Origin of the sequence: Vibrio fujianensis (assembly GCF_002749895.1) — a bacterium.
Classification (GTDB): domain Bacteria; phylum Pseudomonadota; class Gammaproteobacteria; order Enterobacterales; family Vibrionaceae; genus Vibrio; species Vibrio fujianensis.
Window position 1 is genome coordinate 266,770 of sequence record NZ_NBUS01000040.1, and the last position, 15,769, is coordinate 282,538.

The 15,769-nt window shown below is 42.0% G+C and carries 14 protein-coding genes; 7 read left to right on the forward strand and 7 right to left on the reverse strand.

Annotated elements, in window-relative coordinates:
• A partial coding sequence (locus tag B7C60_RS18235) for a cation transporting ATPase C-terminal domain-containing protein (protein ID WP_245868782.1) occupies positions 1–611 on the forward strand: 611 nt, incomplete at its 5' end.
• A gap of 18 nt (positions 612–629) precedes the next feature.
• On the opposite strand, the gene B7C60_RS07065 is transcribed toward B7C60_RS18235, so the two are convergent.
• Entirely contained in the window at positions 630–1,295 is a 666-nt protein-coding gene (locus tag B7C60_RS07065) for an HAD family hydrolase (RefSeq protein WP_099611042.1), read from the reverse strand.
• 384 nt (positions 1,296–1,679) lie between these two features.
• Between B7C60_RS07065 and B7C60_RS07070 the strand changes: the two genes are divergently transcribed.
• Positions 1,680–3,419: a SulP family inorganic anion transporter gene (locus tag B7C60_RS07070; protein WP_099611043.1), complete on the forward strand. Its 1,740-nt coding sequence runs from the start codon at positions 1,680–1,682 to the stop codon at positions 3,417–3,419.
• A gap of 66 nt (positions 3,420–3,485) precedes the next feature.
• Here B7C60_RS07070 and nagB read toward each other — a convergent pair whose 3' ends face one another.
• Positions 3,486–4,286 carry a glucosamine-6-phosphate deaminase gene (gene nagB, locus B7C60_RS07075; protein ID WP_099611044.1) on the reverse strand — a complete coding sequence of 267 codons (801 nt, stop codon included), beginning with the start codon at positions 4,284–4,286 and terminating at the stop codon, positions 3,486–3,488.
• Positions 4,287–4,596: 310 nt separating this feature from the next.
• Between nagB and B7C60_RS07080 the strand changes: the two genes are divergently transcribed.
• Complete coding sequence (locus B7C60_RS07080; protein WP_099611045.1) at positions 4,597–4,848, forward strand: DUF3081 domain-containing protein; 252 nt, start codon at positions 4,597–4,599, stop codon at positions 4,846–4,848.
• 173 nt (positions 4,849–5,021) lie between these two features.
• Here B7C60_RS07080 and B7C60_RS07085 read toward each other — a convergent pair whose 3' ends face one another.
• Positions 5,022–5,381: a MaoP family protein gene (locus B7C60_RS07085; protein ID WP_099611046.1), complete on the reverse strand. Its 360-nt coding sequence runs from the start codon at positions 5,379–5,381 to the stop codon at positions 5,022–5,024.
• 221 nt (positions 5,382–5,602) lie between these two features.
• Between B7C60_RS07085 and B7C60_RS07090 the strand changes: the two genes are divergently transcribed.
• On the forward strand, positions 5,603–6,487 hold the full coding sequence (locus tag B7C60_RS07090) for a LysR family transcriptional regulator (protein ID WP_099611047.1): 885 nt from the start codon (positions 5,603–5,605) through the stop codon (positions 6,485–6,487).
• A gap of 72 nt (positions 6,488–6,559) precedes the next feature.
• On the opposite strand, the gene B7C60_RS07095 is transcribed toward B7C60_RS07090, so the two are convergent.
• A complete protein-coding gene (locus tag B7C60_RS07095; RefSeq protein ID WP_099611048.1) occupies positions 6,560–6,829 on the reverse strand; it encodes an Lpp/OprI family alanine-zipper lipoprotein in 270 nt (89 codons plus the stop codon).
• Positions 6,830–7,268: 439 nt separating this feature from the next.
• On the opposite strand from B7C60_RS07095, the gene B7C60_RS07100 reads away from it, so the two are divergent.
• Positions 7,269–8,612, forward strand: coding sequence for a DEAD/DEAH box helicase (locus B7C60_RS07100; RefSeq protein WP_099611049.1), 1,344 nt, complete (start codon positions 7,269–7,271; stop codon positions 8,610–8,612).
• A gap of 252 nt (positions 8,613–8,864) precedes the next feature.
• Here B7C60_RS07100 and B7C60_RS07105 read toward each other — a convergent pair whose 3' ends face one another.
• On the reverse strand, positions 8,865–10,244 hold the full coding sequence (locus B7C60_RS07105) for a YjiH family protein (protein WP_099611050.1): 1,380 nt from the start codon (positions 10,242–10,244) through the stop codon (positions 8,865–8,867).
• 296 nt (positions 10,245–10,540) lie between these two features.
• Entirely contained in the window at positions 10,541–12,193 is a 1,653-nt protein-coding gene (locus tag B7C60_RS07110; RefSeq protein ID WP_099611051.1) for a SulP family inorganic anion transporter, read from the reverse strand.
• A gap of 286 nt (positions 12,194–12,479) precedes the next feature.
• On the opposite strand from B7C60_RS07110, the gene B7C60_RS07120 reads away from it, so the two are divergent.
• Positions 12,480–12,779, forward strand: a complete 300-nt coding sequence (locus tag B7C60_RS07120) for an isoamylase early set domain-containing protein (RefSeq protein ID WP_099611053.1) — start codon at positions 12,480–12,482, stop codon at positions 12,777–12,779.
• Between the two features lie 109 nt (positions 12,780–12,888).
• Positions 12,889–14,205, forward strand: a complete 1,317-nt coding sequence (gene shyA, locus B7C60_RS07125) for a peptidoglycan DD-endopeptidase ShyA (protein WP_172953232.1) — start codon at positions 12,889–12,891, stop codon at positions 14,203–14,205.
• Between the two features lie 42 nt (positions 14,206–14,247).
• Here shyA and B7C60_RS07130 read toward each other — a convergent pair.
• Positions 14,248–15,769 (reverse strand): putative bifunctional diguanylate cyclase/phosphodiesterase (locus B7C60_RS07130; RefSeq protein ID WP_245868783.1); only part of this gene is annotated, 1,522 nt, incomplete at its 5' end.

The following is a 15,769-nucleotide window of genomic DNA, read 5'->3' on the forward strand; positions in this document are numbered from 1 at the left end:
TTCTTCCAACCAATTTAGGTCAAGGGCTAGTCATTATGGTCGCGATTGTCTTTGGTTTAACGCTACCTATTTTACCAGTGCAGGCCTTATGGCTAAATATGACGACCGCTGTCTTTTTAGGCCTGATGCTGGCTTTTGAACCAAAAGAAGCTGGGCTAATGCAGCGTCGACCGAGGCAGTTAAAAGAGCCAATTCTAAATCGAGAGATCATTAGCCGAATTCTTTCTGTGAGTAGTTTATTACTACTTGGCGCATTTGGTTTGTTTCAATGGTCGGTCTTTCAGGGCGCGAGTTTGGACGAGTCTCGCAGTATTGCGGTCACTTTATTTGTGGTTGTACAAAGTTTTTTCTTACTCAATTGTCGTCGTTTAAATGGTTCTATATTTACTATGCCACTGCATACTAACCCGTGGATAATGGTGGGACTATTCGCGATGTTCAGCGCACAATTGGCTTTTTTATATTTACCAGTAATGAATCAAATGTTTCATAGTGCTCCTATTTCTTTAATGCAATGGGGGGTTATGATCCTGTATGGCTTCATCGTGATGATATTGATTGAAATAGAAAAAATGATTTGGCGAAAACATAAACAACAAAAGCGTGGATGAGTAAGGGGGGATTCCCCCTTATTTACTAACCAATGAGTGTTGTAAGTCGCACAGCACTTGGGTCAGCGATGGGCGTATATGATGACCGAGTGCCCGAATTTCTTCATCCGGTTGCACTAAATCTGGAATTTGGAATGTGATCATCTGTGCTCCCATAGCAGATCTTACGCCGTTATTGGAATCTTCAAAAGCAACACATTGGGTTGGTGTGACCCCTAAGCGCTTAGCGGCTAGTAAATAGATCTCCGGATCTGGCTTACCATGGGTTACTTCGCAACCGGTGGTCAGCGAATCAAAGTAATGATCAATCTGGGCTAAACGAAGTTTAATCGTTGCGATTTCTTTTTGAGTCGAAGTCGCAACCGCGGTCGGAATACGGTTTGCTTTTAACCATTGTAATAATTCAATGACGCCTTGTTTTACCGGAATCGCTTGATGTTTAACGACCGCATCATACCGTTGACGCCACTCTTTATGTAACGCAGGATAATCGAGTTGAGGGCCATAGCCGGCAGTTAATGCTTGTTCAATCCCCGCTGCGTTTCGTCCAATAACGGACAAGTAAACGTCACGCAAGAAAGGGATACCTACCGCATGACACGCTTGTTCAAAAACCGTCAGACAAACGCGCTCAGTGTCGAGTAGCAATCCATCCATATCGAAAATAGCAGCTTGAAAATTCATAAATATGACATCTTGGTTAACAATGAAATGAAGTCACTTATTCTTACATAAATAGGCGCGGGAAACAGGCGATTTTTCTGTGAATAAAGAAAATATGCCTAAACAACTTGGAGTTGGAGGTCGGCGGCAAGTGAGTGATAAATTTGAACAGCCGTAGGCTGGCCTTCGGCGGGAGCCACGGATGGCTCTTATCATCCACATAGACAGGCTATGTGATTGGGGTCAAGCACGTAGCCAACCCCCTGCAGATTTAAGTAGGAAGGGTATAAATGATTGTAAAAATTAGAGAATGAGTCGTATCAGTTTGTTAATATAGGGTTATGACTTTTCCGACTTGACGTAGCAAGGGTAAGATAATTGAAATCAATTGTGATTAGACAGTGGATGCCTGGATTGTGCCTGTTCAAAGAGTATCAACGATCTTGGTTTAAAGACGATCTACGTGCTGCATTATCTGTAGTCGCAGTTGCGTTACCGGTTGCGATTGCGTACGCACAGTTGACCGGGGTTTCGGCGATTGTTGGTCTCTATTCGTGTGTTGTTCCGATGATTGTGTATGCCTTGTTTGGTACTTCTCGACAATTGATTGTTGGCCCAGATGCGGCAACTTGCGCGGTGGTGGCCGCCGTGGTTACCCCTTTAGCTGCGGGAGATCCAACTAAACATTGGCAACTGGTTATGACCATGACCGCGATGATGGGTATGTGGTGTCTCATTGCTAGTCGGTTCCGATTAGGAGTATTAGCCGATTTTTTATCTCGTCCTATATTGCTTGGCTTACTTAATGGTGTGGCGTTGACGATCATCGTTGGCCAGCTCAGTAAGGTATTTGGGGTGAGGTATGAACAAAAATATTTATTGGAACGGTTAATTGAAGCGCCACAACGGGTATTAGAATTTCATTGGCAAACGGTTTTAGTGAGCGTGGTGACATTGAGCGTCTATTTTACGACTAAGCGTTTTCGTCCTGGATGGCCTGGCGCGATGTTAGCGATGGTGGTTGCTGGATTTGTCGTGTGGTTTAGCCAACTGGATCAACAAGGGGTTAATATTGTTGGAGCCATTCAAGGTGGATTGCCTGGGTTACAAACGCCTATTTTTGATATTGGCCTGAGCCGTGAGTTAGTCGTACCAGCATTGAATCTAGCAATGGTGAGCTTTGTCAGTATGATGTTAACCGCCCGTAGTTTTGCAGCGAAAAATGGCTACGATATTGATGCAGATAAAGAATTTCGAGCCTTGGGCTTGGCCAACCTTGCGTCTGCTTTCTCGCAAGGTTTTGCCATTAGTGGAGCCGATTCTCGTACCGCTGTGAATGATGCTAATGGTGGTAAATCACAACTGGTGTCTATTATTGCTGCATTGGTGATAGGTTTTGTCGCAGTTTTTCTTTATCAGCCGTTACAATACATTCCTACCGCTGCTTTAGGGGTTGTATTAATCATTGCTTCAACGTCATTATTGGATCTAAAAGGGATCTGGGGGCTTAAAAAAAGAGATAGAGATGCTTTCTATTTATCAACAATTACCTTTATTTCGGTATTGATTATTGGTGTGATACCTGGCATTACCCTTGCAGTATTACTTGGGTTATTTCAATTTTTACGTGTCGTGATGCGTCCTAGTGATCAGCGACTTGGACTGGATCAAGATGGCACGATTCGTACTATGGATGCCTCAGGGAAAGCTTTACAAATTCCGGGATTATTGCTTTATCGTTTTAATTCCCCATTAACCTATTTCAATGCCCCCTATTTTAAACGGCGATTATTAGATCAAGTCGAGCAGAGTGAACCAGCAGTGAGTTGTGTAGTGATTGATGCGGTGGCCTGTTTTACCCATTTAGATCTTAGCGTCATGGCAATGCTTGCAGAAACGCAGACATTGCTTAAAAAACGAGGGGTTCGCTTGATTCTAGCCGGAAGAAAACGAAGTTTACGCCAGTGGTGTGAGCTAACGGGAGTTCCTGTTGGTGATGGTGGTTTAGTGTTACGTGCAGACATGTATCTTGCCGTCAAGCTCAGTGGTTGCTATCAAAATGCACGAGAAGAAGGCCAAGTACCGCCTGTACAAAAAGAGCCAGAATCTGATATCAGTACTACATCTATTCCTGAAGTCGCTTAATCTTGGTGACACAAAAAAGTCAGGTTTAATGACCTGACTTTTTGTTAAATAGCCATTGTGATTGCATTAAAAGCCTTTGATATTTTCCGCTTCAAGTTCAGAAAAATATTTCACCGTTTTTACTTTGAGTTCTTGGGTTGATGGCGCATCACAAACGATGACTGCTTTAGGATGCAATTGAAGCGCAGAGACGGTCCACATATGGTTAACGCACCCTTCAACAGCAGCTTGTAGTGCCAAGGCTTTGTTATGTCCAGTCACAAGAATCATCACCTCCTCAGCATCAAGCAAAGTACCCACACCAATGGTCAGTGCATATTTTGGAACTTGACTGATATCACCATCAAAGAAACGTGAGTTAGCGATACGTGTTTCTTCAGTTAATGTTTTGATTCGAGTACGAGAAGAAAGAGATGAAGCAGGTTCATTGAAGGCAATATGCCCATCATTACCGACCCCTCCCATAAAGAGGTTAATTTTGCCATAAGATTTGATCTTATCTTCGTAGCGTTTACATTCTGCTTCGTGATCGTCAGTATTACCATTTAAAAGATTAATATTTTCTTCTTGAATATCAATATGATTGAAGAAGTTATTGTACATAAAAGAGCGGTAAGATTCAGGGTGGTCTGGTGCAATACCAATATACTCATCCATATTGAATGTTACGACATGTTTAAAACTAACTTCACCCGCTTTGTGTAGATCAATTAATGCCTGATACGTTGCTAATGGTGTGCCCCCAGTTGGTAACCCTAATACAAAAGGACGTTCAGCTGTTGGGTTGAACTCGTTGATGCGTTTTGCAATATGTGCTGCCGCCCACTTACCGACTTGTGCTGCATGGTGTAATGGAATCAGTCTCATTCTTTGCCCCTAATCGTATTCATATCATGTGATTGTTCATTAATTTGCATTATAAAAAAAGTTATTTATAACCGCTATGCTTTGGGTCAAATTTTTCACATTTAGTGATTTTTCCTCTTCTATATTACATTTTTATGTCGTTTTTATCGCATGATAAGTACTCGTTATACTAATGGGTAATGTGTGCTGGGCCGAGATAAGAGGAAAATTCAATAATAAAAATAAGTCATTTGCTGCTCTATACTGTGTATGTTGGTAAAAATCATTTTCCTTATCCATACTTGAAGAGCGACCCTAGGGAGTGATGACCATGAAAAATGAACTTGAACCCAGCAAAATATTACAAGCTTATGAAAGCATTATGACGCATGGCACGCCAACCGAATATGGAAAAATATATCAAGGAGTAGAAGCGTTTTCTGACTATGATGGCTATACCGTCTATATGCGCGGAAATGGGGTGGAGTTGAAAGTCGGGTTTCATAACACCTATCACTTAGACTATGACCAAGAACATCTACGAGATAGTTTTTTAAAAAAAATTGCCTCGTTGGTAAAGTAAAGGTCGTACGATAGAAAGACAAGGCCCCATGCGGATATCGCTCAGGGGCCTTGGGAGAAAGATTGGTTTATAACGTTAAACTAACCATATTTGAGTGGCACTGTGGTAGAGCGCGCTCTTTATTCATCAGGGTCAATTGGCTAAACAATCAAAGTCTAATAATAACGATTTGATTAGTCTTCTTCGACTAAGCTGGGTTCATCATCCACATAGTCATCTGCCGCATCCGGTTTATTGCGACCATTTAACGTATGGAAGCGCTTACGTCCACGAGCCAAACGAACGTATTTCATCCACACTCGCTCAATTTTAGTTTCGGCTAATTCTGGGTTAGCGAGTACAGCAACAAAGTGTTGTTCTTCCTCATTAGCAGGGTGTAATTCACCAGACTCTAACCCCAGCAGAGTTTCTCCGTAAAGGGTTAGTAGTTCTTCTTCACCAAGAGTAAAGTCACCGGATTTGGCGAAGCCGCGCGGAAATTTTTTTGTATCGTAAAAACGTTTTTTACCGTGACGAAAGAGTGTTTCAGACATATCAACCTCGTATGAATATGCGGGTGTTCCCTAAATTCCGCTAAGATGCTCGGATGTCAGTGATAATGCTCACATTTTGACGATATTTAGGAGAAGCATTACTTAACGGTAGATTACGGCGAAAGTTAGGCGCAAACTCCGGAAAAGAAAAACAAAAATTTTTTATCGTCATAATTGTAGTTACTTGTTAATCTTCATCTGTCATTGCAGAGGATTGAATAATGGATGTAAAAGTCTTTCGTACCTTTCTTGAGTTGGCTAAAGTTCGTCACTTCGGGCGGGCCGCGGAGAACTTGTATCTCACTCAAGCAGCGGTAAGCGCAAGAATCAAACAGTTGGAAAATTACTTTGATGCCCAACTGTTTACCCGTGATCGTAATAACATCAAGTTAACATCTGCTGGGGAACGACTGGTCGGTTATGCTGAAGTGATGGTCACGACTCTACAGCAAGCTAAGCTAGAACTTTCATTAGAGAGCGGTAAAGCACTACAACTTACATTAGGAGGCACTCCTAACATATGGGATGCTTATTTACAAAATTGTCTTAGCGCAGTGACTGATGAATTTAGTGGCTATGGGTTTAAAGCTGAGGTTATGGGGCGAGAACAGCTTAATCGCCATCTTCTTGAGCGAACATTAGACATGGCTTTCTCTTTTGATCAAATCAAAGCAGAAGAGCTGCAATGTAAAAAAGTGGCAGACTTAGTGTTAGTATTTGTCTCAACACGACCCGATACAGCAGACACTGTGTTTGATAACAAGTACGTATATGTTGATTGGGGAGGACGATTTGCTTCTGAGCATGCCGATCGCCACCCTCGCTCTCCTGCGCCATTTCTCAGAACGTCAACAGCTCGTATTGCGCTTGATTTTATTCTAGAGAAAGGTGGTAGTGCTTATTTACCGGCATCCGTTGTTGAGCCGTTTTTGCAGTCAGGTCAGTTGTATCGTGTCGCAGCGGTAGAAGATTGGTATTGGCCTATTTATTTGAGTTATAGAAAAAACAGCTCATCAATTGAGGCAATTACTCAAGTGGAAAAGTTGGTCAAAAAAATTGATCCATTGACCGCTTATAGTCTACAAAAAGCGGGTAAAATAAATTAAGTAGTACGAGGTCAGAACATGTAAAAAGGGCAATGATTGCCCTTTTTCTTTCAGTAGTGCCAAGCTAGTCAATTATTTCGTATATGACTGTGCAATATTATCGATACGTTCATTGGCACGAGCTGCTTCTTCTTGTGCTGCCATGGCTGCATCGGCTGCTGTATTCGTTTTCGAGGTTAATGAAGCGGTTTCACTTCTGAGTGCAGAAACCTGTTCGCTCAGTTGACCGACTTGGTTACTTAATTCATCCAGTTTTGTGGTTGTTGCTTCATCAGGGCCTGATGCACAACCCGCCAATAGAAGTACTGACGATGCTGCAGCGGCAAGTAATAGTTTATTCATATCGAACTCCTTGTTGATATTTACCAAATACGCCCTATACATTATTTTTATACCATATTATATAGTGACGGGTTAAAGTGTAGCCACTATTCTACCTTACGCCTATAGAAGAACCGTCAAAATAATCCAAAATATTATAAAATAATAAATAATTTAGGCTTGTGTTCCACCGTTCAGCTCGTGAATGAAGCGAGGTACATGTCGATGGCCTGCAATGCAAGTGGTTTGAGCTAGAATAATTGTCCATGATGGCTATCTATGCGGTAGCTATTCGCGCTATCATATCGCGTTAAATTTTTGGTGTGCTGCTTAGCTTCTACTTGAAGTCGCAGCGATCTGGCGGCGTTTATCTTCTTCGTGATTGTGCGAGGTGAATGCTTGTTGTTTATCTGTATCAGCAAGCATCTTATTTTAGAGCGTTAGCCGTTGTTATTTTTTATTGGAGAATCCTTTGCAGTTTAAAGAATTAGGCCTAGACAATCGCTTATTGAAAACCTTAGCGCATTATAATTTCAAACAAGCGACCGATATCCAACGACAAGCCATTCCAGTCGCCATGGCGGGAAAAGATTTACTGGCCTCTTCAAAAACGGGATCGGGAAAAACGTTAGCCTTTTTGCTGCCAATGCTGCATAAGGCATTAAAAACTAAAGCATTATCAGCTAAGGATCCAAGAGGGATTATTTTAGTTCCAACCCGTGAATTAGCGAAGCAGGTTTACGGTGAGCTTCGTTCAGTGTTGGCTGGGTTAAGTTATACTGCCACACTGATTACTGGTGGAGAAAACTTTAATGATCAGGTGAAAGCGTTGCGTCGAGGGCCGAGATTTATTGTCGCAACTCCGGGCCGTTTAGCGGATCATCTTGAGCATCGTTCACTTTTTTTAGATGGGCTAGAGACACTTATTTTAGATGAAGCGGATCGCATGCTTGATCTCGGCTTTGCGCCACAACTTAGACATATCCATAAGGCAGCGAAGCATCGTCGGCGACAAACGCTGATGTTTTCTGCAACGTTAGATCACGCAGAAATGAATGACATTGCTTATGAAATGCTTAACGATCCTAAACGCATTGCCATTGGATTATCCAATGAGCAACATAAAGATATTCAACAACGTTTTTATTTGTGTGATCATCTCGATCATAAAGAAGCATTGCTCGAACGTATTTTGCAAGAAGCGGATTATCGTCAAGTGATTATTTTTACCGCAACACGTCTTGATACGGAACGTTTAACAGAGAAGTTAAACCAACAGCAGTTAAAAGCGGTCGCGTTGAGTGGGAATCTGAATCAAGCTCAACGTAATACCATTATGAGCCAATTCGAACGTGCTGTTTTTAAAATTTTAGTGACCACTGACGTTGCGTCTCGCGGTTTGGATATTGCTACGGTCACGCATGTGATTAACTTTGATATGCCTAAACACACCGAAGAGTATGTTCATCGTGTAGGGCGTACTGGACGAGCTGGTAATAAAGGTGATGCCATTTCTCTTGTTGGTCCGAAAGATTGGGATAGTTTTAAACGTGTAGAAGCCTTTTTACAGCAAGATATTCAGTTTGATGTTTTAGAAGGTTTACAAGGCAAGTTTAAAGGGCTCAAAGTTCGCCAAGCGACAAAAAAATCCACGGTTAGCGTTAACAACAAAAAGCCTCAACAAAAGAAAATGGCTAAGAAACCGGTGAAGCGAGATAAAAGCTATTATCAGAATGTGGCCGTTGGTGACTCTATTTTTATTCCCAAAAAGAAAACACCGCCTAAAACGGATGATGGAGAATAGATCGTTAAGGATACCCGTCATTCCAAAGCCGCCAATATGGCGGCTTTTGCGTATATATTCTTCTAGATCCTTCCTAGTTGAATCTGCATCGGTGTTGGCTACGTTCGTTTCCCTCGAGCACATAACCTGCCTATGCTCACGGGGGAGATTTACTTGCCACCTAACAGCCATTCCAAGCGGTTTAGGTATCGCCGACGATAAAAAAAGCTCCGAATTAACGGAGCTTAAATGGTTATCTAGATAATGGCATCATTAGAAAATGAGATGGGCAACCCCAACAATGACCGGTAATGTAATCAGGGTTCGTAGAATAAAGATAATAAATAATTCCAAGATGTTGACGGGAATGCGGCTGCCCAGTAACAGGGCTCCAACTTCGGACATATAGATAAGTTGAGTGACGGACATGGCTGCAATTACAAATCGAGTCATTTCATTATCGATAGACGCGGCGAGAATCGCCGGAATAAACATATCGGCAAAACCCACAACCATAGTTTGTGATGCTTGTACCGCTTCAGGAACGCCGAGCATTTCTAAATAGGGGATAAATGGCTGACCAAGCATCGCAAAAACAGAAGTGTATTCGGCAATGACGAGAGCGATTGTACCGAGACCCATCACAACAGGCAGTACGCCAAATACCATATCGATCGCATTACGAATGCCTTCACCAAAAATCGCCTTGGCAGATTTAACTTGTCCTGCTCTCGTTAGTGCCAGTGAGAGCCCCCAAGAAAAAGTGCTGTGTCCTTGTGGAATGGCATCGGCGTCTTTTTCTGGTGTTGAACCGTCAATAAATACGTCTTTTTTTAAGCTTAAAGGCGGTAAACGAGGAATGATAACTGCGGCAACAATACCCGCAAGGCAAATGGCGGCATAAAATGGTAAGAATAGGTGTTCTAATTGTACTTGAGCGAGAACAACCAAACTGAACGTAATCGACACGGCAGAGAAGGTGGTACCGACAACAGCCGCTTCACGCTGAGTATAAAACTTATCTTCATATTGTTTGCTGGTTAGCAGGATGCCCACGCTACCATCACCAAGCCAAGAAGCTGTACAGTCAATTGCACTACGCCCTGGTAAGTTAAACAGAGGACGCATTATTTTACTGAGCAAACTGCCCATCAATTCAAGTAGACCAAAGTTTAACAGGAGGGGTAACAGTAGCCCTGCGAAAATAAATACCGAGAATAACGTTGGAAGTAATCCATCAAGTACTAAACCACCAGTATTTTCCTCCCAGATGGCTTTAGGACCAATTTGGAAGAAAGTCATGATGATTGCTAACCCACCAATAACTCGAACAATTAGCCAAACCCAGCTTGGATTAAAAAGGTTATTAAGAAAAGTGTGGCGAATAATCACCGCAGGTTTGAATAGCTTAGTGATAACGGAAGCGATCGCCATAAAAGTAACAATGATCGTAATGGTGCCTACGAGATAATCACCAAAGATCGCTTGGACTGATTTAGCTAAAACAGCGACAGGAATGGTTAGGCCATCATTATAATAAATGGGGGCCATAAATAGAAAAATGCCCATTAATGATGGCAGGAAAAACATCCAAAAGCTGCTGGCAGAGTGCTTATTGGCACTGGATGTGAAGGGTTGACTATTATCTTGCATCTTTTTTCCCATACGTAGCTAATAAATGAAAGGTTTCTATCTGATATTTATTCAATACGATGACTTTAACCTTGTCGCTCAGAATATCTATATTCGCATTACTTTGCAATACTATTCATTTAAATGGTTTAAATATTCATTTATTTCTACTGTTATATTTAATCCAGATGGTCCTTTGTTTTGTTAGTGTTTGATTTGTTATTATTTTGTTTAATTATCGGCGGGATAAAAAAAGCCCCTTACCTATCGGGTAAAGGGCGATGCACTTTAAATGAATAAAAAATGATGATTGACCGCTATTTCGCTTGAATATCCGCCAAACTCGCACTCAGTGCTGCATCAAACTCAGTGAAGACGTTTTTTTCACCAACTAAATCAATAAGACCAGCCCGGCGCAGCTTAAGGGTAACTCTGGCGTTTGCGCCAGAGATGAGCACTTTGACCTGTTTACGATGAAAGTGGTTAATCATGCCTTCTAGCGTTTGCAGTGCCGTAATATCCATAAACGGCACCCATTTTAAACGAATAATTAAAATCTCTGGCGTCTCTTGAATACTACTCATCACTTGTTCAAAGTTTTCGGCTGCCGCAAAAAAGAATGGTCCTTCTAACGCATAAACCGCAATCTCTCTTGGGAGTTCAGTCATACCGTGTTGCTGAAGTTCATAATTTAGCTCGCGTGGCGTGCTTGCTTTGACTTCAACACTTGCCGCCATACGTTTTACAAAATGTAAGGTGGCGATGATCACCCCGATATTAACGGCCACAACGAGATCGGCAAAAACAGTTAAGCCAAATGTGATCAATAAGATAGCAACATCAGCTTTGGGGGCTCGTTTGATCAGTTTAATAAAGTGTGGTGCTTCACTCATATTCCAAGCAACCACAAATAAAATCGCACTGAGAGTTGCTAATGGAATATTGACCGCAAGAGGAGCTAACGCCAGTAGAATGATAACTAATGTTAGGGCGTGAATAATACCGGAAATAGGGCTATTACCCCCGTTACGAATATTTGTCGCGGTACGAGCAATCGCGCCCGTTGCTGCGATACCACCAAATAATGGTGCAACAATATTTGCGAGCCCTTGTCCGACAAGTTCTTGATTCGAATTATGCTTAGTACCCGCCATACCATCGGCGACAACCGCAGACAGTAAAGATTCAATGGCTCCCAACATTGCAATCGCAAAGGCAGGGCCTATTAGTTGTAAAATTTGTGAAAAACTCACCTGAGGTATCGCGAGCTCAGGTAACCCTTGTGGAATTCCACCGAAGGCTGAGCCAATTGTGCGAACGCCATCGAAACCAACCGTGTACTGTAGGCTAGTGACGACCAGTAATGCTAATAATGGCCCGGGAACTTTAGCCAACTTCGGAAGTTTTGGGCCAAAAATAACAAGCGCAAGTGAAAACAAACCAAGTAAGGTCGTGGTCAGATCAAGGCGAGGAAAGGCATAAAAAATCGCGATCAATTTCTGATGAAAGTGATCTCCGGTGATTGCTGGTAATCCAAAAAATTCTTGCCATTGGCCAATCCAGATGATGACACCAATACCACTAGTAAAACCCACAATGACAGGGCTTGGGATATAACGAATGATACTGCCAAGTTTAGCAATACCAAGAATGAGTAAAATCACGCCAGCCATCATGGTGGCGATTTGTAATCCAGCAACACCGAACTCAGCGACAATACCCGCTAAAATAACGATAAATGCTCCAGTTGGGCCTGCTATCTGGACGCGAGATCCACCAAACAGTGAAACGATAATACCTGCAATAATGGCAGTATAAATTCCTTGCTCGGGTTTAACGCCTGAAGCGATCGCAAAAGCCATGGCTAGAGGTAAAGCAACTACGCCAACAATAATACCGGCGGTAATATTTTTTATCCATTGATTGGGTTTGAGTAAACCTGCTTTATAAGACTCATAAACGGCAAACATGAATGATCACCTTAATAAATATAGGGGGATAAGGACGCTGGGGATTCTACGCTTATTTTGATTGCTGTAAAGGGAGCGGCCATGGCAGGAAGTGTGATTGCCACTCACTTACCGCCTACCTGCAACTCCACGTTGTTTGGGTATATACATGATGAGTTCAGAAATAGACAGAGAGAAGCTTTACGGCTTTTCAGTGGTAATAAAATAGATTTCATGTTGAGCATGTGCGTAAGTATGCTTATAATCGTTCAGGTTGAGCAAAATTGATACATAAAGGGAATTGGTTATGATTAGCAAACGTTTTTTTAAGACAAAAAATGAAGTTGAAGTTACTTTTGAGCTAGAAGTACCCGCAGAAACCACCAGAGTATCTCTTGTCGCTGACTTTTCAGACTGGCAACCTCAGCCAATGAAAAAAGTGGCTAAATCGAGTATTTATAAGTTTAAAACTCGTTTACCTAAAAATGGTAAGTTCCAATATCGCTATTTACTGAACGAACAAGAGTGGATGAATGATTCCCAAGCGGATGATTATGTTGTAAATGAGTTTGGCGACCATAACTGCGTACTCTGCACTGCCCAGTAATAAATTTGACAAGTTTGTCAAAAAATGGGCTGTTTTTTACTCAGAAGGTGACTTTTAGGCGAGAAAGTTTTACCCTTTTGCTTCTTTGAACAGTCTGTACGGGTTAATTGTGTCACCAAAGTCTCTTTTTTTTCGATTTTCGGAGCTTTCTAAAGGGAGAAAAGCTTCCGTTGTAGGCTTGCCTCTACTGGCTATTGCTGCGGTTTATGCCTCTTTTAGCCATCCGTCTTATCCCAGAAAAATCGATTTGACGATTACCGAGTCTCAGATCGTGCAGTCGATTTTATCGGATACTGAAGAAACCAAAAAAGTCTCTTACCCTGATTATGAATATGAGATCAAAGCAGGGGATAACTTAAGTTCTATTTTTAATCACCTTGGTTTTAGTTACCAAGAATTGATGAAAATTATGGAAACGGATTTAAATTATCTGGCGCTAGATACGTTGAAACCAGGCAATACGCTACGATTTTGGAAATCGATTGATGGACAAACGCTAGCGAAAATGGAGTTGAAATTTAGCTTAGTGCAAGGGGCGGTGTATTCTCGTTTAGATGATGGTAGCTACGAGTTTGAAGAAATTAGCTTACCTGGCCGTTGGCAAGAGCTGCCAGTTATTGGTGAAATACAAGGCAGCTTTTCACAATCTGCTCACCAATTAGGCCTAGGGAGTGCCGATATTGATCAAATTGTGAGTGTGCTAAAAGATAAAATTAACTTTGCACGTGATCTTCGTGCAGGGGATCGTTTCGAAGTGGTATTATCTCGCCAATTTGTTGGCGATCAGTTTACAGGTAATAAAGAAATTCAAGCGGTTAAAATTTATAACCGAGGGAATGAAATTTCGGCTTATCTATATAAAGATGGCCAGTATTACGATAAAAACGGCGAAAGTTTACAACGCGCTTTCCAACGTTATCCGACCACCAGTCGATGGCGTATGTCTTCAGGGTTTGATCCTCATCGTCGCCACCCGGTTACCGGACGAGTTTCCCCTCATAATGGAACTGATTTTGCTGCGCCAATCGGAACGCCAGTGGTTTCGACCGGCGATGGCGTTGTCGTAATGACGCGAAATCATCCTTATGCTGGTAATTATGTTGCTATTCAGCATGGTAGTACATACATGACCCGTTATCTGCATCTTGATAAAATCTTGGTACGTAAGGGGCAGAAGGTAACGCGTGGCCAGCGAATTGGCTTATCGGGAGCAACGGGAAGAGTGACAGGCCCCCATATACACTATGAACTCATTGTTCGAGGCCGTCCTGTTAATCCGATGACAGCGAATATCCCAATGGCCAATTCAGTGCCTAAACAAGAAATGGCGACATTTATAGCACGACGTAACGAGTTAGACCAACTGCTTGCCAAGCAAGATAGTTTGCTGGCCGTTCACTCAACCCCCCCAGATTCAGAGCGTTAACGGTTTTTGAGTCTGAGGCAAGTACAACATCGGGCTTATAGTTTAAGGATGTTGTGCTTGCCAAGTGTGCCACCGCTGCAATATTTGTGATGGTAGGGCCGGTTTTGAAAAATAATAGCCTTGTATTTGTTCACATCCCATCGCATACAATTTGTCCAATGCTTGCTGATTTTCTACTCCTTCAGCAATTAAATCGATCTTCAGCTGCTTGGCTAGTTGAATGATTAACCATACCACCCGTTCAGATGTCTCACTGCAAAGCATGTTACGGATGAAGGTCGCATCAATTTTTATACAATCAATTGGATAGCTGTGAATATAATTGAGGCTGGAATAGCCTGTGCCAAAATCATCTAACGCGACTTTAAACCCTAACTTACGTAGCTGGCCGAGCATCTGCGAGACTTCGGCGGTTTTCGATAATAGTACGGTTTCTGTGAGTTCGATGGTAAATTCATCGGGATGAAATTGGTAGCGTCCAATGATTGCCATTAACTGTTTTAAGTAACGTGAGGAGTGAGCGATTTCATGTACGGAACAGTTAATGGCAAGTTTTATTTTGCGCTTAAAAGAGCGTTCTAATTCCTTTTTGGCTTGACAGGCGAGTTCTACAATTCTTTCCCCTAGATCGACAATCAAGCCTGATTGTTCTGCAGCATCAATAAACTCGACTGGAGAAATCGTACCCAGTTGTGGGTTTTCCCAACGTGCTAACACCTCAAAATAGTGCCATTCTGGGTTGCTACGTTGCACTATCGGCTGGACGTTGACATAAAGTTCCTGCGCATTTTCTAGTGATTTATCCAACTCTATACGTAACGCATTAATAATTTGTGTACGCCGATGATAGTCATGGCTTAGGTGCGTATCATAACAACAAATAGGTTGATTATGTATGGACTTACATTCTTTTAGTGCCAAGCTGGCATTCAGAATGAGCTGATCCGAACTTTTGATTGTGGCATCTTTTTTGGCGAGCCCAATACTTAAACGAACTTTAATGTGATGATTGGAATCACGATAGCCTCGCTGTAACCTTTCTATGATCATTTGACAGATTTTTAGTGGGTCACTGGAAAAGGTAATGAACGCAAATTCATCGCCAGCAATGCGAAAGATTAGGTTTTCATTGTATACGCATTGAAAAATAGTATTCGCGACGTATTTAATGACTTGATCACCAATATAGTGGCCAAAGAGATCGTTAATGGCTTTAAAGTTATCGATATCGAGGTAGGCGAGAGTAAAAGATTGATGGTTATTCTCTAGCAAATAATCCAATTTATCGGATAAACAATCGCGATTAAGAAGGTGGGTCAGATTATCGTGTGATATCTCATAGCTGAGCTGTTGAATTAAACTTTCAGAACGGTCATATAGCCACTTATTGCGTAAACTGTGAGTTAATAGCCGCGCGATTATTCGATGATATTCAAGCGCAGGATGGTGATGCTCTATTGGCTGAGTGAACGTTGAAAAAAGTAACCCAAGCACTTCACCGGTTTCTGCTTTTATGGGGAGGCCTAAATATGCTTGTGTGCCTTGGTTAAGGAAACCGGGGGCA